This is a genomic window from Spirosoma terrae (genome assembly GCF_010435915.1).
GTDB lineage: Bacteria > Bacteroidota > Bacteroidia > Cytophagales > Spirosomataceae > Spirosoma > Spirosoma terrae.
Genome location: NZ_JAAFZH010000018.1, coordinates 88,310 through 111,196 on the forward strand (window position 1 = coordinate 88,310; position 22,887 = coordinate 111,196).

Annotated in this window: 15 protein-coding genes; 11 read left to right on the forward strand and 4 right to left on the reverse strand. The window is 49.1% G+C overall.

Annotated features, from left to right (window positions below; genetic code table 11):
• Window positions 1-107 precede the first annotated feature (107 nt).
• The 3 genes from GK108_RS26900 to GK108_RS26910 are packed head-to-tail and all read left to right on the forward strand — an operon-like array spanning window position 108 to window position 5,041.
• A complete protein-coding gene (locus GK108_RS26900; protein WP_163954686.1) occupies window positions 108-986 on the forward strand; it encodes a ThuA domain-containing protein in 879 nt (292 codons plus the stop codon).
• A 2-nt stretch (window positions 987-988) separates the two neighbouring features.
• On the forward strand, window positions 989-4,159 hold the full coding sequence (locus GK108_RS26905) for a PVC-type heme-binding CxxCH protein (RefSeq protein ID WP_163954687.1): 3,171 nt from the start codon (window positions 989-991) through the stop codon (window positions 4,157-4,159).
• A gap of 15 nt (window positions 4,160-4,174) precedes the next feature.
• Window positions 4,175-5,041 carry a sugar phosphate isomerase/epimerase family protein gene (locus GK108_RS26910; protein ID WP_163954688.1) on the forward strand — a complete coding sequence of 289 codons (867 nt, stop codon included), beginning with the start codon at window positions 4,175-4,177 and terminating at the stop codon, window positions 5,039-5,041.
• Between the two features lie 75 nt (window positions 5,042-5,116).
• Here the strand turns inward: GK108_RS26910 and GK108_RS26915 are convergent, their stop codons facing one another.
• A complete protein-coding gene (locus tag GK108_RS26915; RefSeq protein ID WP_163954689.1) occupies window positions 5,117-6,235 on the reverse strand; it encodes a mechanosensitive ion channel family protein in 1,119 nt (372 codons plus the stop codon).
• Between the two features lie 339 nt (window positions 6,236-6,574).
• Between GK108_RS26915 and GK108_RS26920 the strand changes: the two genes are divergently transcribed.
• The gene (locus tag GK108_RS26920) at window positions 6,575-6,778 is read left to right on the forward strand and encodes a DUF4177 domain-containing protein (protein ID WP_163954690.1); all 204 of its coding nucleotides are present in this window, start codon (window positions 6,575-6,577) and stop codon (window positions 6,776-6,778) included.
• 704 nt (window positions 6,779-7,482) lie between these two features.
• Here the strand turns inward: GK108_RS26920 and GK108_RS26925 are convergent.
• The 3 genes from GK108_RS26925 to GK108_RS26935 are packed head-to-tail and all read right to left on the reverse strand — an operon-like array spanning window position 7,483 to window position 13,849.
• Window positions 7,483-8,955 carry a DUF1501 domain-containing protein gene (locus GK108_RS26925; protein WP_163954691.1) on the reverse strand — a complete coding sequence of 491 codons (1,473 nt, stop codon included), beginning with the start codon at window positions 8,953-8,955 and terminating at the stop codon, window positions 7,483-7,485.
• Window positions 8,956-8,957: 2 nt separating this feature from the next.
• Window positions 8,958-10,379 carry a DUF4932 domain-containing protein gene (locus GK108_RS26930; RefSeq protein WP_163954692.1) on the reverse strand — a complete coding sequence of 474 codons (1,422 nt, stop codon included), beginning with the start codon at window positions 10,377-10,379 and terminating at the stop codon, window positions 8,958-8,960.
• Window positions 10,379-13,849, reverse strand: coding sequence for a DUF1553 domain-containing protein (locus GK108_RS26935; protein WP_163954693.1), 3,471 nt, complete (start codon window positions 13,847-13,849; stop codon window positions 10,379-10,381). The genes GK108_RS26930 and GK108_RS26935 overlap by 1 nt, the downstream gene beginning before the upstream one ends.
• A gap of 279 nt (window positions 13,850-14,128) precedes the next feature.
• Here GK108_RS26935 and GK108_RS26940 point away from each other — a divergent pair, with 279 nt between their 5' ends.
• The 7 genes from GK108_RS26940 to GK108_RS26970 all read left to right on the forward strand — a co-directional run bounded on the left by GK108_RS26940 (window position 14,129) and on the right by GK108_RS26970 (window position 22,882).
• Complete coding sequence (locus GK108_RS26940; RefSeq protein WP_163954694.1) at window positions 14,129-15,379, forward strand: efflux RND transporter periplasmic adaptor subunit; 1,251 nt, start codon at window positions 14,129-14,131, stop codon at window positions 15,377-15,379.
• Between the two features lie 10 nt (window positions 15,380-15,389).
• The gene (locus GK108_RS26945; RefSeq protein WP_163954695.1) at window positions 15,390-16,844 is read left to right on the forward strand and encodes a TolC family protein; all 1,455 of its coding nucleotides are present in this window, start codon (window positions 15,390-15,392) and stop codon (window positions 16,842-16,844) included.
• An 82-nt stretch (window positions 16,845-16,926) separates the two neighbouring features.
• Entirely contained in the window at window positions 16,927-17,616 is a 690-nt protein-coding gene (locus GK108_RS26950; RefSeq protein ID WP_163954696.1) for an ABC transporter ATP-binding protein, read from the forward strand.
• Between the two features lie 4 nt (window positions 17,617-17,620).
• Window positions 17,621-18,868: an ABC transporter permease gene (locus tag GK108_RS26955; protein ID WP_163954697.1), complete on the forward strand. Its 1,248-nt coding sequence runs from the start codon at window positions 17,621-17,623 to the stop codon at window positions 18,866-18,868.
• 86 nt (window positions 18,869-18,954) lie between these two features.
• Window positions 18,955-20,109 (forward strand): ABC transporter permease, encoded by a 1,155-nt coding sequence (locus tag GK108_RS26960; protein ID WP_163954698.1) that lies wholly within the window; start codon window positions 18,955-18,957, stop codon window positions 20,107-20,109.
• Between the two features lie 96 nt (window positions 20,110-20,205).
• On the forward strand, window positions 20,206-21,591 hold the full coding sequence (locus GK108_RS26965; protein WP_163954699.1) for a sigma-54-dependent transcriptional regulator: 1,386 nt from the start codon (window positions 20,206-20,208) through the stop codon (window positions 21,589-21,591).
• 16 nt (window positions 21,592-21,607) lie between these two features.
• Entirely contained in the window at window positions 21,608-22,882 is a 1,275-nt protein-coding gene (locus GK108_RS26970) for a sensor histidine kinase (RefSeq protein WP_163954700.1), read from the forward strand.
• Window positions 22,883-22,887: the final 5 nt, after the last annotated feature.

Genomic DNA, 22,887 nt, shown 5'->3' on the forward strand with positions numbered 1-22,887 from the left:
CGAAAAGATACCCCAGTCCGTATATTTTTCAGCAAATTCGTTGGCGATCTAAGTAAATTCATTTCTTGATTAGCTTACCTGTAGAGCTTGATTTGTAGACCGTCAACATGAAAAGTAAACGCCGAACGTTTATCCAGCAACTTGCTGCTTTGCTCGCCTTAGGTACTCTTAATGGCACCAAAACAGTTGCCAAAGCCTCAAAACCGTATGTAGTATTTGTCACTGGCGACCATGAATACAGTGGCGAACTAACCTTGCCACTTATTGCCGCCGAACTGGAAAAGAATTATGGCATGCGTACGACCGTGCTGAAGTCAGTTCCTGATTACAATGGCGAAAAAGATATTCCCGGCCTGGAGGCTTTGCGCGAAGCTGATCTGGCCGTATTTTTTCTACGCTGGCGTCTGCTCCCCCAGGATCAGTTGAACTATATCGACGAGTATCTTAAATCAGGTAAGCCGGTCATGGGGTTCCGCACAACGACACACGCCTTCAATTATCCGGACGGCGATGACCGAAAACGCTGGAATGCGTTCGGTGAATTTGCGTTCGGCGCTCCTCCGGGCTGGGGCGGTAAAGCGCAGCACACCCATTACGGTCACAACAGCACCACCGACGTAACGATTATTCCGGAAGCGGCTAAAAACCCTATTCTGACGGGCGTAGCACCATCCTTCCACGTAGCGTCCTGGCTATATCGCGTTCTACCCGATTACCCAGCCAAGGGAGCGGTGCCGCTATTAATGGGCAAATCGGTTAATCCCGACAAGGCCGCCATCGACAATCCCGTAGCCTGGACCTGGAAAAATCAGTGGGGAGGTAAGGCCTTCATGACGACTCTCGGCCATCCAGACGATTTTCAGGTAGAATCCGTCCAACGACTGGTTATCAATGCCATCCATTGGGAGCTGGGGTTGCCCGTTCCTAAAAAATGGAAAGGAAAGATTGCTATTAATGTTCCTTACGGCCACCCTAAAAAATCCTGATCATGATCCTAGCCAAAAAACGTAGCGTTGTTGGATTACTAGCCGGATTTGGGTTGGCATTCCTCGCCTTTACCGCTTTCCAGCCCAATCAATCTGATCCACTGAAAATCGACAAGGGATCACGTATCATTCTGCTGGGCAACAACCTGGGCTCCCGAATGATGAATTTCGGTTCCTTCGAAACGGAGATGTTTCTGCGCTATCCGGATAGCCAGTTGTTTATTCGGAATATGTGCGATGGTGGCGATACCCCCGGCTTCAGACCTCATGCGAGTCGCAATAATCCCTGGGCTTTTCCGGGCGCCGAAAAATTTCAGACAGAATACGCTAATCCATCGGAAAGCGAAGGGCATTTCGAAACACCCGACCAATGGCTCACCCGCCTGAAAACCGACGTCATTGTTGCCTTTTTCGGCTATAACGAATCATTCCAGGGAAAAGCAGGGCTGGAAAACTACAAAGCCGAGCTGGATGCTTTTATTAAATGGACGCTGAAGCAGAAATACAACGGAACCAGCGCTCCTAAACTGGCCATTGTATCGCCCATTGCCTTCGAAGATTTATCGAGCAAATTTGATCTGCCAAATGGTAAAAAGGAAAACGAAAACCTTTCCTTGTACACCAAAGCCATGAAGGAAGTGGCCGACCGCAACGCCGTCCTGTTCGTCGATGCGTTCACGCCCTCTCAGCAATGGTATGCCGCCAGCACCGAGCCACTAACAATCGACGGATCGCAACTCACGGAGGCAGGCTACCAGAAGTTAGGTCTTTTACTGGCCGATCAGCTATTTGGTAAGGCGCCATCCAAAGCCGAAACAAACCGACAGTTGGTTCAGAATGCAGTGATCGAAAAAAACTGGATGTGGCATAACGATTACAAGATTCCGAACGGTGTGCACGTATACGGACGTCGTTATAATCCGTTTGGTCCCGACAATTACCCGGCTGAGATCGAAAAAATTCGGCAGATGACGGCGGTTCGGGATACGGCCATCTGGCTGGCGGCCACTAAAGGCCAGAAAATGGATATTGAAGCGGCCGATAAACGGACCAGAAACCTGCCAGAGGTCAAAACCAACTTCAATCCAGAGAAAAACGGCAGTCTTACGTACCTCTATGGCCAGGATGCACTCAGCAAATTAAAAGTACCGTCTGGCTATAAAATTGAGCTTTTTGCCTCGGAGCAGGAATTCCCGGATCTGGCAAAACCCATGCAGATGTCGTTCGACAACAAGGGGCGGTTGTGGGTGGCCTGTATGCCTAGTTATCCGCATTACAAACCGGGCGACCCTAAGCCAAACGATAAGATCATTATTCTGGAAGACACCAACAACGACGGTAAAGCCGATAAAGAGACGGTCTTCGCCGATAAACTTCATTTGCCGCTTGGTTTCGAAATAGCACCTGAAGGTGTTTACGTTTCTCAGGGTACCAATCTGAAGTTTTTCACGGACACCAATGGCGACGACAAGGCCGACAAAGTCGAAATTCTGCTCAGCGGCTTCGACGATCATGATACGCACCACAACAGTCACGCTTTTACGGTCGATCCGTCGGGCGCTATTTATTCGGGTGAAGGTGTTTTTCTGCATACCAACGTCGAAACATCGTATGGCCCTGTTCGGGCTACCAACGGTGGTTTTTATCGCTACGCCCCCCAACTTAAAAAGCTGGAACGTACTGCTCAGTTGTCGATTCCCAATCCCTGGGGTATTGCCTTCGATGATTGGGGCCAACCATTTTTTGCCGAAACCTCAAGTCCCGACGTTCGCTGGATGATGCCTGGCAGCGTTCTACCTCGCTACGGCCAGGCAACGCACAAATCGGTTCAGTTGATCGAAGATGCACACAGGGTTCGGCCTACCTCGGGTCTGGAATTTGTTTCCAGCCGTCATTTCCCCGACGAACTTCAAGGCGATCTGCTGATCAATAATACCATCGGTTTCCTGGGTACGAAAGAGCACACGCTGGTCGATGATGGCACGGGCTACAAGAGCAAACACCGGATGGATCTGGTCGTGAGCGAAGACCGAAATTTCCGGCCCGTCGATATGGAATTTGCGCCCGATGGCTCCCTGTATGTCATCGACTGGCACAACATTCTGATTGGTCATATGCAGCATAATGCCCGCGATCCGCTACGTGACCATTCGCACGGCCGCGTGTATCGCATTACGTATCCATCACGGCCGCTCGTAAAACCGGCTAAAGTCGATGGTGCCAGCATTGACGAATTGCTGGATAACCTGAAGTTACCAGAGTATCGCACCCGTTATCGCACCCGGCGCGAACTTCGTGGACGCGACGCGTCGCAGGTGCTCGCCAGGATAAACAATTGGGTGGCAAAGCTGGATAAAAATGATCCCCGCTACGAACACCACGTACTGGAAGCGCTCTGGGTTAGTTGGGGATTGGATAAAGTCGATCAGAAACTGCTCCGGCAGATGCTTCACGCCAAAGACTATCACGCTCGTGCGGCTGCAGTTCAGGTAGTTCGTTATACCGGCCATCAGGTGCCCGATCAGGCGAATTTGCTGATGGAAGCCGCCAAAGACGAGAATAGCCGGGTTCGGCTGGCCGCTATTGTAGCAGCTTCCTGGATTGGCAAGGAAAAAGGTTTACCCATTCTGGCCGAAGCGAAGAAAAAGCCGCTCGACGACTGGATGATTCATGCGTACGAAACAGCGGTTGCGCACCTGAACGGCGAAAACGTTAAAAAGGAGAAGGACGTAGCGACGGCTTCAACCCTGAAAGGTAATGAACTGGCTCTATTCAACTTAGGCAAAGAAATATACACCAAAGAGGGCTACTGCATTACGTGCCACCAGGCCGATGGGAAAGGACTTACGGCTTCCGGCTTTCCGCCATTAACGGGCACGCCCTGGGTAACCGGCAATGAAGATCGTCTGATCAAGATCGCGCTAAAAGGACTTCTCGGGCCTCTGGACGTAGCGGGCAAAAAATATCCCGGACAGGTTCCGATGACTCCTTTTGGGGGTTTATTGAAAGACAACGAAATCGCGGCTGTGCTGACGTACGTACGGAACTCGTTCGGCAACAAAGCATCGGCCATTTCGCCCGAAAAAGTGAAGCAGGTCCGCGCGGCTACCGACAGTAAAAAAGACTTTTACTCGCCCGAGCAGTTGCTCAAGCAACACCCTATGGAGAAATAAATTAACCCTTTTCCTATGCCAACTTTAGAATCATCGCCCGTTGGATTCAATTTATTAGCCTGGTCGGCCCCGATTTCCGAGAAAATGCACCCCATCGCGGAACGCTTGAAAAAAATTGGCTACGACGGGATCGAATGCTTTATTGACTATCAGGACGTAGCGGCTTATCAACAGTTTGGTAATCATCTTCAGCAGCTAGGCCTGAAAAGTACCTGCGTAATGGTGATGAGCCCCGACGAAAATCCGGCCAGTGAATCATCGACCATTCGTGAGCAAGCCCTGACTCGACTAAAAGATGCCATTGATCGGGCACAGGCGATGGGCGCTTCTGTGATCTGTGGCCCGTTTCATTCCGCTTTTGCTACGTTCTCACGGCAGGAACCTCAGGACGCCGAATATTCACGTAGCGCTGAGGTGCTGAACGCTGCCGGAGAGTACGCCAAGCAGGCCAACATCATCTTAACGCCAGAAGCGATCAACCGATTTGAGTGTTATCTGTGCAACACAATGGCTCAATTGGCTGAATTGATTCGGCGTGCTGATCATCCGAATGTACGGGCGATGTTTGATACGCATCACGCCAATATAGAAGAGAAGCGATTCCCAGATGCTCTCCAAACCATAGCACCGGTTTTGGCGCACGTGCACATCAGTGAAAATGACCGGGGCACGCCGGGAGGTGGGCATATTCCCTGGGATGATACGTTCCGGACGCTAGCCGAGATCAATTACAACGGCTGGATGACCATCGAAGCCTTCACCCGCAACGATATTGATTTCGCGAATAGCATTAACGTATGGCGCGAATACAACGATCCGTGGGATATTGCTGAAAACGGCTATGCTTTTATTAAAGCCATGCAGAAAAAGTATTCGAATTAGCTTCATATAATCAGAAAGTTGGTACGCCATATCTCCAAGATATGGCGTACCAACTTTCTGATTATATGAAGCTAATTATGCTTCTCCTACCTCTTTTGGCCGTAACTCTTCAGCCAGCATCAGACGAGTTTGAGGTAGCCCCTGCGGATACTCATCGCGAATGAAGGCGATCAATTGTTCGCGCATGTGGCAGCGTAAATCGAAAGCCGAAGGGGCATCCTGCGCCGAAGCAAGTACACGCACCTGAATACAAGTCGGCGTGGTATCGGTTACCTGAACGGCAAAGCTTTCCCCGGTCCATAAGGGATCGTTCTCAACAATTTCGCGGGCCTTTTCGCGTACTTTATCGATGGGTACATTATAGTCGAGATAGAGAAAAATGGCCCCGATGATAGAAGCATCGGAACGAGTCCAGTTCTCGAACGGATTTTCAACAAAATACGTAATCGGCAGAATCAGACGCCGACGATCCCAAATCCGGACAATGACGCTGGTGAGATTGATTTCTTCAATACGTCCCCATTCTTTTTCGACCACAACGGCATCGTCCAACCGAATCTGCTGATTAAAAGCGATCTGAATACCAGCCAGTAGATTGGCCAGCGTTTTCTGGGCCGCAAAACCGATCACGACCGATACGACCCCCGCCGAGGTCAGAACGCTGAGTCCAACACGCCGGCTTCCCTGAAAAGCGATCAGCACCAACGATACGCCAATGACAATGACGCCGATTGCCACTAACCGGCGGGCAAACCGAACCTGCGTAACAAACTTCCGCTGCGATAGATTAACATCTTTGGTCGTATCGTACTGCCTCACAACCAGCAGCTCACCTACTTTCAGCAACTGAACAATAAACCACGTAGCGGCAATCAGGAATAGTACTTCGGCCGTTTTATCGGCAATGGGATGTCGGCGTAAAAAACGGCCGGACTGAATGCTTGTTCCCAGTAAAAAAAACAGCGAAGGTATAAATGACCAGAATGCCCAGCGCGCGTGTGCACTAAGCAATTGCAACGTCTGAAACTGCCGACGACGGGCAATAAATTGAATAATCTGTGTGATGACAAAATTGACAATCAGACCCAGTATTACCGACGTAATCAGTAATACCCAGCCCGATAGATCACGATTTGGTACGTAGCCAAACCAACGAACAATCGCCCGTATCCATGATTCCAATTGCTGTTGCATACAGTCTAAGATCTTGCTTCATCGTCTAGCAGAAGAAGCAAGCGGGTATGATGATAGGCACAAAAATAAGGGCCAGCGTCGAAGCGGCCCTTATCGAGGGCTATTTCATCCAAATAAAACTAGCGTCGGTAACGTAGTGGCTGCTAATTCCAGGAAAAGCAACATGTATCGGGCACCCACTAGCCGCCGAAACGACTGGTAAACATTGCTATCTATTTTTCCGGTGATATTAGGCTCGGATTTACACCGAGACCTGCCAGAAGATTCCATCCCATTCCTTGCCAGACTGCTTATTAAGTTGTTTTTTTAGGCATTAACCGATAGATCAAACTCGTTTCCATGAAAAGTTACAAAGTTGAAGGCCTAATCTACTACACCAAGCTCACACTCGACTCCAAACACATTTTGAACGATTCCCAGGCCGACGTACAAGCCAAACTTGATGAGTATGCGCAACAAGGCTATCGGCTTACTTCCACTAACACCGTTAGTTTTGGGGCGGCCATATACATCTATCTATACTTTGAAAAAGACCTGGATTGACTCCTGTGGGCATGACCCGATTTACACTAGATTTTCTACACATTCAATCGTCACCTAGATGCTTATTGCAGTAATTATGGAATGGGCCTGGTTTCTTATCAATATTGGCTTCATCGCCTTTGTTGTGGCTCTGCTCTATTATGCGTTTCAATTTTTCAGGAGAAGCTCCAGGAATCAATAAATTGAAGAGCAGAGGGAAATGGGGAGGCTCAGCCCTTTCCATTTCCCTCATACAATTGATAAATACGCCCTTTTTCTTAATTTCAGAACAGCTATGAAAGACTGGCAGTTTACCCTACTTAAATTGATTTGGTACGGCGTCGTCTACCTGTTGATCTGCGGGGTACTGCTCTTTTTCTGGATATTTTTTTTCCTAACCCCAAACGTCCCTCCAATTTGGCAGCAAGTGATAGGCTGTCTACTATTCCCTTTTGGCTTATTGATCAAAATACCCGCTGACTCCTATGGAGGTATTGCTATCTGTACGTTTCTAAATACGCTATTCTGGGCAACGTTTGTGCTGTTTATAAAAGAACGCGTCTTTTACAAGCGGTAGCGGCCCCTTATCAACAGGTTCGGCAGTACTAGTTACCTTTCACAAATCGTATCGGAATCTCGCCAGCTATAATAACCCGATCACTACGTCCATTTTATTGGCGCGCCGATCAGGTTTTCATTTTGCCTCAAGAGCGAAAAACGTTGGTTTAAGCAAGCAACGGCTTCACCACTTTGCCATGCACATCCGTTAAGCGATAGCGTCGGCCCTGGCTTTTGAAGGTGAGTTTCTCGTGGTCGATTCCCAGCAGATGCAATACAGTGGCCTGAAAATCGTGTACGTGGACTGGCTCCTTTACTATGTTATAGCCAAAGTCGTCGGTTTCGCCATAGACAAGTCCTTTTTTCACTCCAGCTCCTGCCATCCAGACCGAGAAAGCCCGAGGATGATGATCGCGGCCATAATTATCCCGCGTTAGCTTGCCTTGTGAATAAGCGCCACGACCAAACTCGCCCCCCCAGATCACCAACGTATCGTCCAGCAAACCGCGCTGCTTCAAATCCATAATCAGCGCGGCCGATGGCTGATCGACGCTCTTCGTCTGGATTTTAATATCGTTTGGTAAATTACCGTGCTGATCCCACCCCTGATGGTAGAGCTGGACAAACTTCACGTCTTTCTCGATCAGTTTACGAGCCAGCAAACAGTTGGCCGCAAACGTACCTGGCTTGCGACTTTCGGGCCCGTACATATCGAAAATATAATCCGGCTCTTTCGAAATATCGAGTGTTTCAGGAACTGAGGTCTGCATCCGATAGGCCATTTCATACTGCGCCATCCGGTTATTGATTTCCGGATCGAGGACATGCTTATATTGCTCCTGATGCATCTTCGTCAGATAATCCAGCATTCGCCGACGACTGGTTTTATCGATTCCCGGCGGATTGTTGAGGTAATAGACCGGATCGGGGCCCGACCGGAATACAACGCCCTGATGAACCGACGGCAGAAACCCATTACTCCAGAGCTTGGCATACAAGGGCTGATCACCGTTACGTCCTTTCGAAAGCAACACAACAAAAGCGGGCAGATTTTGATTATCAGCGCCGAGCCCGTAGCTAATCCATGACCCAAAACTGGGTCGACCCGCCTGCTGACTACCGGTCTGGAAGAACGTAATGGCCGGATCGTGGTTGATAGCCTCCGTGTGTAATGATCGCACGAATGTCAGATCGTCGGCAATGCGAGCGGTGTGTGGCAGTAGTTCGCTGATCCACATCCGCCCCGGTCCGTACTGAGCAAATTTATATTTCGAGGCTGCCAGCGGAAAATGGCTCTGCCCGGCACTCATCCCCGTCAATCGCTGCCCATTACGTACCGACGCGGGCAAATCCTGCCCCCACATGGCTTCCAGTTTGGGCTTATAATCAAACAATTCCAGCTGCGATGGGGCGCCACTCTGAAACAGGTAGATGACCCGCTTCACTTTCGGAGGAAAATGCGGTTTCCCAACCGATGGATTTTCGCCCGGCGTGGATTCGCCCGGCGTGGTTGTTCCTGCGAATAGATTTTTAGGATTCAGCAACGACGCCAAGGCAATGGTTCCTAAACCAGCACTCGTCTGGCCCAGAAACGTTCGACGGCTTAACTGATCATGTATTTGATCCTGAATGTCAGACATAGCTATTGCTTTTTTTCCGTTTGCGAAGCAAACCACTGAATGATCTGCGGATATAAATCAGCCAACGTTTTTCCCGAAGGTCGATCTCTATACAGCGGTACTAAAAACTGGTCGAATTCGGCAAATTTTTTGAAGCCCCGGTAATTGACCATCATGTTTTCGACATTCTTCTGCAGAACGGGTAAATCTTCTTTTGGCACCGTATCGACGTAGCGTAGGCACACCAGACCCCAGTTCATGTATTCGTTAAAACACGAATAAATATCGTTGTAAGAGCGTTTCGCGGGTTTGCCGTCGGCCAGCCACATATCCAGATTCGTGATCGCGGCCTTCAGTTGGTTGCTATACTTATCAGCTTCTGGATTGATAAAAGCATGATTCAATTCCGTAAAGACAATATTACCCCGTCGTATGTCGACAGCCGATGACGTAACGGATGTGTCTTTGCCCGAAACGAATGGATAATTGACGTGGGCCTGTGCTTCTTTGAACCCATTATTTTCAAACCAGTTAGCCGACTGATTGCCGCTCACCAAAGGCGAGAAAATAATTTTGAACGACTGATACGTAGTACCCGGAAAGTTTCGGTTTAGCCAGGATTGCATGCCTGCTACGCCCAGTGAATCCTGATAGGACGTAATGAGTTGCTTATAGAACGGACGCTGTTGTCTGTAAAACTGAACAAAGTTGCTCCGTTTAGCAAACTGCTGTAACAGTGGAATATAAGGACGTACTGTATTCAGGTAGCCCCACGAAGCCCGATCATACACCGAACTCTGGCGAATGTTTCCTTTCGCATCCATAGAAAACGCATAGGCGTCCATTTTCAACGGAAAGTACTGGCTTTCATCCTGTTTCAACACAGAATCTATTACGGCTACGATACGTTCTGAACGGTAGGGCTCAAAATAACGTAGCAACTCCTGATAATACGGCGTCTGTTTATTGATCAGATCCGGGCTTTTCCGACCGGCTTCGGTCAGCGCAAACACGACGTTGATCAGTTCGTATACCTCCGGAATCTCAACAAACGTTTTTCCGGTATGTGTCTGAACGTACTGTTTTGTGAAGACGGCTGGTTCATCGAAGGCCGTACTTTTTATTCGGGTCAGCGCGCTATCGCCCTTTGGCGTCAGAATAATAAAATCAATTATTTCACCACCGCGCAGGGTCCGAACCAGCGAGTCTTTCTCTGAAACAAAAGCAACTCGTAGTGTTTTGCCTCTGGGCACCCACACTTCATATACATCTGGTTTTACCGTAGCATCAACACCCCAGCGACCGGGGTAGAAATCATTTCCGATCCGCATTGACACTGCCTGGCCCGACGCCTTGAGAATAGGTAGTGCTTTTTGTGCAAACAGTGAACCACCGGCCAAACCGAACCCAATTACGCCAATCAATAAAACAAGCCTGTATGTCATTATCGCTTAATTATTGCTTCGTCGAAATTCATAATAGTGCTCGTCACCACTGTCCAGGCGGCTAGTTCGGCAGGATTGAGTTTTTTGTCTACCGGATACTCCCCTACTGCCAACAGTTCAGTGGCTCGTTTGGGATTCGTTCTGAAATCGGCAAGCTCTTCGTCATAGAGCTGTTTCATCAGCCGCGTCTCTTCCGGGCGGGGAATCCGGCTGATCACTGTTTTAAACGTAGTTTGAATAACATTATCAGCCGACGTAACGCCCACTCCCATGCTACGTTGTGCCAATACTCGAGCCGCTTCTACAAACTGAGGATCATTCAACGTAACGAGCGCCTGGAGTGGCGTACTGGTTTTCTGGCGTTTAACGATACAGGTATGCCGCTCGGCCGCATCGAAATTCAGCATCATCGGTGGTGGCGAACTGCGCTTCCAGACGGTATACATCGAGCGCCGATACAGGCTATCGCCGTGATTCTGGACATACGTAACGGCGTTACGTGTCGCTAGCGCTTCCCAGATGCCAGCCGGTTGATACGGTCGAACACTAGGCCCGCCAATACGTTGATTTAATATCCCACTGGCCGCTAGCGCATTATCGCGAACCTGCTCCGCCGACATCCGATAACTTGGCCCACGGGACAGAAAAATATTGTCAGGATCAGCTTCTCTTACTTTCTCCGAAACGCTCGACGATTGCCGATACGTAGCCGACATAACGATCAGCTTGTGCATGGCTTTTGTGTTCCAGGCCGAACCTGGCTCTCCCGTTCCTTCCCGGAATCGAACGGCCAGGTAATCCAGCAACTCAGGATGGCTTGGCAGCGCACCCTGATTACCGAAATCATCACTATTTTTGGCTAGCCCCTGCCCAAAATATTGCTGCCAGAACCGATTGACCATTACACGGCTAAATAGCGGATTTTCGCCCATTAAAAGCCATTTCGCCAATCCTAGTCGGTTTTTCGGTACGTCATCGGGAATGGGATTCATACTGTGAAGAACGGCTGGCGTTACGATCTCGCCCGGTGCGTCATAGGCTCCTCGTTTCAGCAAATGCGTTTCGCGCGGCACCGTCCGTTCGTGCATAACCATCACCTGATCCGAATTGGTATACAGCATGATCTGCTCACCCCGTAGTTTCATGGCTTTGGCAAATTCTTCTTTGTAAGCCGGATCGTGATTTGTTACGTAATAGGTATACAATCCAGATCGCTGAGCCGGTGTCCGCTTGGTAACAGGCGTTTGTAAAGTGGTTTTAATCGCATCCGGCCGACCAGCCAAAGCAGGCATTTCGAGCGGAGTGAGACATCGATCGTAAATCCGTAACTCATCGACGGCCATATCCCGGTAGAAATTGTCGTGCATCCGCCCCACATAAAACGGATGTTGCGCCCAATGCGTACGGTCTTTTCCAAATACGGTACTATGAATCAGATTATCGTCCAGTACGTTAGCCCGCATCGGCACTCCGTTCAGGTATAGCTTCAAACCACTGGCTTTGCCCATACCATCATAAGAAAAGGCAACCTGAAACCACTGGCGAACAGGCACTTTATCGACAGATTCAATATCGATGGCATTGGCGGGCCATACATGCGCAAACGTGAGTTTCAGCCGCCCATCGGCCAGCAGATCGAGCTGATAACCGCGCTGTCCATCCATCGGTCCGGTGGTACGTCCCATCAGCGTAAGCGCCATGTTGGGCTTGGCCAGATTAAACCAGCTACTGATCGTGAACGGTTGATTTTGCTCGAAGGCAGCCACATTGCCGGGCAGCTCAATATAACTATCACCCGGCAGAAAGCGAGCCTTCCCGAATCGGCCCGGAACCATATAGGGAACCTTGTCGGGATCGCCACCGAGCCGGGCGGGCAACGTACCGTCTACCGTATTGGCGAACGCATTACGTGGATCTTTCCAAAGTTCTTCTTTCGTTTTACGCTTGGCAGCTTCTTTCTTTTCCGGTTTCTTTTCTTCTTTCCTGCCCGCTTTCGCCCGAGCCTCTTCTTCCTGTTTACGCTTTGCTTCTTCCAGTTTTCGTTTCTCGTTCTGCACTTTTACGTAGGCGCTCACGTCCTCCCGGTCGGCTTCATCGAACGTATAATGCGCAATCAGCCCCGAATCAACCAGCGATACAGGCATATGTTGAGCCGTCGACAGCCACTGCCCAAACCGTTGCTGGTAATCGGGCCGATTCGGATTCAGTTTCTGCTGGATTGGCGTCAGCTGTTCACGAATAAATTTCAGTTTGGCGTCGGTTTCGGGCTTGGTTAACGTGATGGTTGGTGCAGCTTCGCCATTATACGGAATCTGCCCGCGTTCGTCATTGCTGTTAAAAAACGCGTACAGCGAGAAATAATCTTTCTGGCTAATAGGGTCGTATTTGTGGTCATGACAACGGGCGCATTCTACCGTCAGGCCAAGCATGGCTTTCCCGAACGTATTGGCCCGGTCGGCTACGTATTCGACACGGTATTCTTCATCCACAATACCACCTTCCTGACTCTGCTGATGATTTCGGTTAAAAGCCGTCGCAATGAGCTGGTCGCGGTTAGGGTTCGGTAGCAAATCCCCCGCCAGTTGCCACGTAACAAACCGGTCGAACGACAGATTTCGGTTATACGCCCGAATCACCCAGTCGCGGTAGGGCCACATTGTCCGCAAGCCATCATCCTGATAACCATGTGTGTCGGCGTATCGGGCTACGTCGAGCCATTCAACCGCCTGCCGTTCACCGTAGTGCGGACTATTCAGCAATCGATTCACTACGTTTTCGTAGGCTTTAGGTGATTTGTCGGCCAGAAAAGCGTCGACCTCTTGTGGCGTTGGTGGCAAACCCGTTAGGTCCAGCGTTACCCGACGTAGCAACGTGGTACGGTCTGCTTCGGGGGCGGGTGTAAGCTTACGTTCTTCCAGCTTAGCTAGCACAAATCGATCAATATCGTTTCTGACCCACTTTTCGTTGTTGACCTTCGGCAGTTCGGGCATCGTCGGCGCTATCAGCGACCAATGCTGCTTATACTCGGCTCCCTGCTCAATCCAACGTAGCAGTAATGCTTTCTCCTCCGCATTCAGACTTAAGTTCGACTGAGGTGTCGGCATTATTTCTTCGGGATCATCCGTAAGAATCCGATGAACCAACTCACTTTTTGCCAGATTACCGGGTACGATAGCGGTATGGCCACTTTTCGTCAGTGCTTCATAAGCCCCTTCGGACGTATCGAGTCGCAGACCAGCCTGCTGCTTTGCCTTGTCGGGGCCATGACAGGCGAAACATCGATCAGACAGGATCGGCTTTATGTGCAGATTATAATCAACTTTTTCGGGCAAACGAGCTTCAGCCGCAATAATATCGGCTGGTTTGTCAACCGAATGCTGGCAGGCCGTTAGCCAAACAGAGGTTATCAGCAAACCGCCTGCAGCCAGTAAAAGAGAAGTTCGAAAACGTATGTCGGACCAGGCTGACATGCAAATCAAGTTGTTGATTATTATACGATTTTACAAAAATATCAACCATATAAGCAACAGTTCAATACTATTTTACCCGGATATCGTTCAATTTTAACACTGGCCTATCAGGTTCAAGCAACGTGATAGCTATGGGCCAGAGGCTTCTTTCGCAAAATCGCACATTATGTGCGAAATCGCACAGATACACCCTCAACAAATCCAGCTAACATTCTACTAATCAATCGATTAGTAATTGGTACAGTGTTTGGCATACTAGTAGGCATACTACACTGTACTATGGACCGCGAACTAGCCCCCGAACTGATTACGAAATCTCGCCGAAAAAGCTGGACAATCGGGGCCATCCTGCTGATTAGCCTGATTGCCATCATCGCCTGGTTTAAAGGAATTCTTGTTACGTCAGTTGAAGCCAGCCGGATCAGATCGGCAGTCGCTCAAACCGGCTTTGTCGAAAACACAATCAGTGCTACTGGCGAGGTTATCCCGGCCTACGAACAGATCATAGCCAGTCCAATCCGCGCCAGTATCCGTCGGGTTTTACTGACGCCCGGCACTCGGGTAAAACCCGGTCAGCCTATTCTGGAACTGGATAAATCCCTGACTCAGCTGGAATATGATAAAATTGCCGACCAGCTGGCCCTGAAACAAAACAGCATTGAGCAACTTCGGCTCAAATTGAACAAAGAATTGTACGATGCCGATGTTAACGATCAGATTAAATCACTAACCATTAACAAGCTTAACGCGGAAGTTAACGATGCCAAACGGCTACTAAAAGTTGGTGGTCAGACACCGGAGGACGTAACGCGTGCCGAAAATCTGCTCCATATTGCTCAACTGGAAAAAAAGCAGTTGGAAAATACCCTGAGCTACAATCGTCAGTCGATGAGCGCCAGCCTGAAAGAGTATGAGATTGAGGCACGTATTGAAGCGAACAATCTGAAAGTATTAGACCACAAGCTTAAACAGGCCGATATTTTAACCGACCGGGCGGGCGTACTGACCTGGGTGAATGAACATGTAGGCTCGGCCGTCAGCGAAGGCGAAATGCTGGCCCGCCTGGCCGATCTCGGAAGTTTCCGCGTCGAAGGCTCCTGTTCCGATATGTATGCCGAACAGGTAAAAACGGGGCAGCCCGTTATCATCAAGATTAATGAAACGCCATTACGCGGCCAGATTACGCAGGTAAAACCCGCTGTCCAGAATGGGGTGATTCAGTTTGCGATTGAGCTTGATAATAATCGGCATACGGCGCTACGTCCAAACCAAAAAGTAGAAGTGTTTATTGTCACGAATCGGGCCGCCAAAACGATACGTGTGGCCAATGGGCCAGCTTTTAAGGGTAAACAAAAACAGTACGTCTACGTACTGACGAGTCCAAACGTGGCCAAGCGCCGGGAGGTTGAGATTGGGCTATCCAATTTCGACTGGGTCGAAATCAAGAGTGGTTTGCAGGTGGGCGAGCGGGTCATTCTGACCGACTTGAGTGAGTACGAGCATCTTGAACAACTCACGATTAAGCAATAACCGCCCGGTCATGAAGAAGCTATTACTCTTGCTTTTCTGCGCTCATCTTGCGCTGGCTCAGTCGCAAAAGCTTACGCTTGAGAACGTTGTGTTGCTTGCCCAAAATCAGTCGATTGCCTCCAAACAGGCTGCTACGTTGCGAAAAACCAATTACTGGAAATACCGCACGTTTATGGCCGATTTCAAACCACAGCTGAGCCTGGATGGATCATTGCCCAGTTTTACGCGTTCGTTTGTTCAGGTAACTCAGCCCGACGGTACGGTCGCTTTTCAGCAGGTTTCCAATAACAATTCGATTCTTAGCCTTGGATTGAGCCAGAACATTCCGTTGACGGGAGGAGCCGTTTATGTGCAGCAACAGCTACAGCGATTCGATAATTTCCTGAATAATACCACCTTATATAATGGCGTACCCTTTGAAGTAGGACTGAGCCAGCCTTTGTTTCGTTTCAACCAAATGAAGTGGGACCGGCAAACCGAGCCCTTACGCTATGCCGAAAGCACCCAACAGTATATCGAAGCCTTAGAAAAAGTGGCTCTCGATGCTACTGGCTTATATTTCGATTTATTGGTGGCGCAGGTAAATCTACAGATTGCCGAAACCAACCGGGTTAATAATGATACGTTGCACAAGATTGCGCTTCATAAACTCGATCTGGGCAAAATTTCGCAAAACGATCTGTTGCAACTTCAGCTCAGTGTTCTGAATGCGGAGAAAGATCTGGCATCGGCTCAACAAACGGCAGAAGTCGCTTCGCTTAAATTACGATCGTACCTGAATGCGCAGGATCATGACCCTAGCCGTCCACAAGCGTTCGAGCTGGCGATTCCCACACAACTAACACCGTTCATTGTCGATATTAAACAAGCGCTACACGAAGCCTTTACCAATCGGTCAGCCGCTACCGGCTTTCGGCGTCAGGTGCTGGAAGCCGATCGTGATCTGGACAAGGCCAAGAAGGAAAACGGGCTGAACGCTACGTTAGACGCTACGTTTGGGCTATCGAACCGGGGACTTCAACCACGCGATATTTATGTTCGTCCCCAGGATCGGGAATTCGTGGAAGTTCGTTTTACCCTCCCGATCATGACCTGGGGGCGCGCCCAGGCACGTACTGAAACCGCACGCGCCAACCAGCAGCTAACCGTACAGACGGTAGAACAGGCCAAGCGAACCTTTGAACAGGAAATTTATACCCAGGTAACCCTGCTCGACATGCTACGTAAACAGGTAAAACTAACAGCCGACGCCGATCAGATTGCGCAACGACGTTATCAGATTGCGCAGGACCGATTCAAGCTCAGCGATCTGAGCGTTACTGATCTGGGTATTGCCACGCAGGATAAAGACCGCGCCCGTCGCGACGCTATTCTTGCGCTGCGCGACTATTGGCAGGCTTATTACACACTACGTTTATTAACGCTCTACGATTTCGAAACAAACCAGAAAATTCATTACAACTAACCTCACCCCTGGCCCCTCTCCTTCGTAAGGAGAGGGTGACTTGCCAATAAAAACGAAGGAAGATAGCACAACTCTAATAGCCATGATTACACTAAAAAACATCGAAAAAGTGTACCGGACCAGCAGCATCGAAACGCTGGCCTTAACGAATATCAATCTCAGCATTCAGGCGAGGGAATTCCTGTCGATCATGGGTCCAAGCGGCTGCGGCAAGTCGACGTTAATGAACCTGATGGGTTTGCTGGATCTACCGAGCCAGGGCAATGTAGAAATTGGCGGCCAGGTTGTTACGCAGTATGGCGATAAAGAACTGGCTCAATTACGGAATCAGAAAATCGGGTTCATTTTCCAGAGTTTTCATCTGATCAACGACTTGTCGGTACTCGATAATGTAGAAATTCCGCTGCTCTATCGAAAAGGTGATCCCACCGGAAAATCGCGCCGGGACCTGGCTAAAGAAGCCCTCGAACGGGTTGGATTGAGCAATCGGATGAAACACTTCCCGAATCAGCTATCGGGCGGTCAGAAACAGCGGGTTGCCATTGCCCGAGCTATTGTTGGTCGTCCTGAAATTATTCTGGCCGACGAACCAACCGGCAATCTGGACAGCGCAATGGGCAACGAAATCATGGCAATTCTTCAGCAACTGAACGCCGAAGGCAGCACCATCGTCATGGTTACGCACGACGAGTCAATGGCGAAAAAAACGCATCGTCTGGTACGTCTTTTCGACGGGTCGATGGTAGGCGATTCAACACTTCAAACGGTCTAAATCCATGCTACTCAATTACATAAAAATTGCCTGGAAGGTTCTGCTACGTCATCCGTTCTACACCTTCATTACGCTCTTCGGTATCAGCCTGACCCTAACGGTACTGATGGTACTGACTTCCTTTCTCGACCATTTGTTTGGCACGCATTATCCCGAAAGTAAGCGTGATCGGTCCTTGTATATCATGCAAATGAAACAAATGGACTCTAGCCGTACCTCCCAAAACTCTGGGCCGATGAGTTTTAAGTTTTTGGCGGATCACGTCAAAACGCTAAAAACGGCCGAACGCGCTACGATCTGTACGTTTGTCAATAGCTCCAACGCATATGTTGGTTCGCAGAAAATTAAGCTCAATACTAAATTCACAGATGCCGATTTCTGGCGAGTTACTGATTTCGAGTTTCTGGAAGGAAAGCCGTATAACGAGCAAAACATTGCCAACAGTGACTACGTAGCCGTTATTACTGACAATCTGAAAAAGCAGTATTTCGGCAATGCGACGGAATCGGTTGTCGGCAAGTCGATCGAAATTGAAAATATTCACTACAAAATAATTGGCGTAGTACGTAGCGCGCCGATTACGCGGCTGTTTACGGCGTCGGATGTTTATTTTCCGTATACAGCGCCGAAAAGTAACTATCAGCAAACGGGCATGCGCGGAGGCTATGTGAGTATCATTCTGGCTAAAGACAAAGCGGATATGCCTGCTATTCAGAGTGAGTTTCAGAGCCGGATTGCCCAGATTCCTTTACCTGGTACGCAAAACGGATTTAAATATTGGTTAATCGATGTGAAATGCGAGCCTTACGCCACCAACTTCATTGAAACGCTTCTGGAAGCCGGACCGGGTTTGAAAGCTGTTTTCTTCGGAATCATAGGCTTCGTGTTATTCATGTTGCTTGGTCTGCCAGCCATCAATCTGGTCAACATCAACGTCAGCCGCATTATGGAGCGCGCTTCAGAGATTGGTATTCGGAAAGCATTCGGAGCCCCGGTGAGTACGTTGGTCTGGCAGTTTATTGTGGAGAACCTGTTCATTACGTTCATTGGCGGGGCCATTGCCCTGGTTCTAACTGCAGGTATCATTTACCTGATCAACACCAGCGGCATGATTGCCTATGCAGACTTAACCATCAACCTGACCGTATTCGCGATTAGTCTGGTCGTGTGTCTGGTTTTTGGCTTTCTGTCGGGGGTTTTACCCGCGCTACGTATGTCGAAACTCACCATTGCCGAAGCACTCAAAGGTTAATTTTCATTGATAGAATGAGTGAATGATAGAATGACTACAGCTGCTTTTTATTCATTTATTCGACTATCCAATCAACCAACATTGACATGATACGTCATCTATTTAAATTAATCTGGAATAAAAAAGGAAGCCACGCGCTATTGATCGTGGAAATCTGGGCTTCATTTATGGTTCTTTTTGGCCTGGCCACGCTCATCGTGATCAACGTGGGTAACTATCGTCAGCCGTTGGGCTTTTCCTACGATAATGTCTGGGCTATTAGTCTAAAAAGCAATCAGGACACCGTTGAGGTTGCCCAAAAACTGCAACGAGCTATGCAACGCCTGCAATCGTACCCAGAGGTGGAATCTGTTTCACGAATGAGTAGTAACTTTCCGTTTTCTGCCAGCCAGATGAGCAATGGCTATGAATATGGGAAGCAGAAAGTATCGGCTGATTCATATGTAGCGGACGAAAACTTTGCCAAAACGCTCGATATGACTGTAACGCTTGGCCGTTGGTATCGAAGTGCCGACAGCATAGGAAAATATACGCCCATCGTTATCAATCAGAAAACGCGTGAAGCGCTGTTTACCAACGAAAATCCGCTGGGCAAGATTATCGATAAGCGATTAAAAGTGGTTGGTGTCGTCGATAATTTTAAGGCTAAAGGCGAATTCATGACAAATAAACCCGCCATTTTTGAATTACTCAAAGCTGACCAGCCCTGGCACGATACCATGCTGATCAAAGTAAAACCAGGAACGGACGCCGTTTTTGAGGCCAAAGTGGTGAAAGACATTGCCATTATGATGAATGGCTGGAGCGTAGAAGTTGACTACCTGACCGATTCACGTAAGAATCAGCATAATCTGGTGCTAGTGCCTGTCATTATTGCCTTGATTATCTGTACGTTCCTGCTGATCAACGTAGCACTGGGCCTCTTCGGCGTACTGAACCTGAGTATTGCCAAACGCCGGGGGGAAATTGGCCTTCGCCGTGCTATTGGCGCTACGGGCAACGGAATTTCGAGCCAGTTTGTTGGTGAGATCTGGGTATTGGCGACCTTCTCCCTACTGATAGGTTTGCTCTTTGCCATGCAATTTCCGTTACTGAATGTCTTTGATGTGGAATCAGGTATCTACGTAACAGCCATACTTATTGCCGTACTGGTTATTTATGCCATCGTTACGTTATGCGCTTTATTTCCAAGTCGGCAAGCCGCAACCATTCAGCCTGCTGTAGCTTTGCACGAAGAGTAGAGACGCAATACCTTACGTCTCCAATGCGTCAGCATTAGCGTACAAACCACCCGATTCAATTAAGAGACGCAAAGTATTGCGTCTCTACAGAAAAATATGCTCCTCATCATTGACGACGATATTGCGATTCAGACATCACTTTCCTTACTTTTTCGGAAAGAAGGATTTACGGTACGTATTGCCGATGGGCCGTTCGATACGTTTGAGATTCTGAAGGAAGAAACGCCGGAAATTATTCTGCTCGACATGAATTTCTCGGTCGATACGTCGGGGGATGATGGGCTGAGGTTGTTACGTCGAATACGGGAAAAACTGCCCAACGTACCGGTCATTCTGATTACGGGCTGGGGCAGCATCGACCTGGCCGTTGAAGGCATGAAAGCCGGAGCCAGCGATTTTATTACCAAACCCTGGCAGAACGACTACCTGGTTCAGTCGGTACGCACTACGCTCAATCTGGCCCAGCCGGACGTAGTATCGCCCAATCGCCAGAAACTGGATCAGCAATTTCGGTTTGACAACATCGTTGGCGAAGATCAATCGTTGCTAAACGTATTGACCACCATTGGACGGGTAGCGGCTACCGATGCGCCAGTACTGATCACGGGTGAGAGCGGCACCGGGAAAGAATTAATAGCCGAAGCCATTCACCAAAATAGTCGGCGTAAGAATCAGCCCTTTGTGAAGGTCAACCTGGGTGGCATTTCCTCTACGCTGTTCGAGAGCGAGTTATTCGGTCATGTGCGGGGAGCCTTCACGGATGCCCGTACGGACCGGGTTGGGCGGTTCGAGCTGGCCAACAAAGGCAGTATTTTCCTGGACGAAATCGGTGATCTCGACCCGTCCAGCCAGGTCAAGCTTCTCCGGGTGTTGCAGGATCGTACGTTTGAACCGCTGGGCAGTAGCAAGAGTCGGACGGTTGATGTTCGTGTCATTTGCGCCACCAACCGAAATCTCGAAGAAATGGTCGCCAAAGGGCAATTTCGGGAAGATTTATTTTATCGGATCAACCTCATAACGGTTCGACTTCCTGCCTTACGGGAACGCGCCGACGATATTCCCCGACTAGCCAATTTTTTTATTAACAACCTGAAAACACTATACCGAAGGCCCAATCTTCATATCAGCAAAGAAGCGGTCAACTGGCTCAAAAATCTCTCGCTGCCGGGTAATATTCGTCAACTCAAGAACATAGTGGAACGTACTGTTTTATTGTCTGCCAACGACGAGCTTCAACCCGACGACTTCCGGCAGAATCTGGCCCAGCCCAATAGTATGACCATCGCTTCTGCAAACTCGCTGCCCGCCGTTGGCACCATGACACTCGAAGAAATGGAGTATCAGATGATTCAGCAGGCCATGGCTTTTCATAATAACCGGGTGGCCAAAGTGGCCCGTGCGCTGGGGATTACCCGCTTTACACTCTACCGCCGATTGGAGAAATTTGGCATTCCCTATAACACGGACAATTCTGAACTGTGATTAAGTTGAGCGTCTAATGCTGCTACGAACCAAATACCTGATTTACATTATCGTTGTACACCTCGCTCTGATCGTACTGACCTGGTTGGTATTGCAGGAGAACAAAATCGGGTTTATTGTTTCGGAGTTGTTTATTCTGGGATCGGCGCTGGTCGCTTATCGCCTATACGTTGCGTTTCGCCAGCCATCCGAGTTTATTACGGCTGGCGTTGAAGCCATTCGCGACAAAGATTTTACGGTTAAATTCGTACCAACCGGCAATGAAGAAATCGACGGGCTGATTACGGTCTATAATTTAATGATTGATCAGCTTCGGCAGGAACGTACCAAACAGGCCGAACAGCGGTTTTTTCTCGATAAACTGGTTGAAGCCGCTCCGATTGCCATTCTGATTTTTGATTACGACGACCGTATTGCGTCCATTAATCCGAGGGCTAGTCAGCTTCTATCCGTCCATGCCGATCATGTAGTTGGCAGACCTCTTTCCGAACTCGGTTATTCGCTGCTGACGCAAATGGCCGACATTGCCGATGGTCAGTCGCGCATCATGAAACCCAACGGGCTTGAAACGTATAAAGTCATTCGGTCTACTTTTATTGATCGCGGTTTTCGGCGGTCGTTTTTGATTATTGAAGAACTGACGCCCGAGATTCTGGCAACCGAAAAGAAAGCCTACAGTAAAGTCATTCGGATGATGGCCCACGAGGTCAATAACTCCATTGGAGCCGTTAATTCAATTTTGACCATCACCGAATCCGAAATTCCCGAATCCGATCTTAAACAAGCCGTTCGGGTGGCCATTGACCGAAATGATCGTCTGAATCGCTTCATGCGACGCTTCGCCGACGTAGTGCGCCTTCCGCAGCCCAACCTGGTCTCGACCAACATGACGACGCTCGTTCAGGATGTTATTCGCCTGATGCAGCCGCAGGCCGAAGCGGTAAACGTAACGCTGACAGTAGTGCCGTCCACTACGTCTATCACAAAAACAATCGACGTAGCGCAGATCGAACAAGTATTGGTCAACGTCATCAAAAATGCGATTGAAGCCTGCCGCCCCGGCCACTCAGTGGAGGTCGTGCTCACTACGTATCAGTTATTGATACGGAACAATGGCGAACCCATTCCCGAAGAAATTGCCTTGAGCCTGTTCAATCCATTTTTCAGCACCCGGCCAAGCGGACAGGGTATTGGTTTAACGCTCACCCGCGAAATCCTGCTTAATCATAACTTCACGTTTTCGCTGCAAACCGAAGCTAATGGCTGGACTGTTTTTGCCATCAACTGGTAACGCTA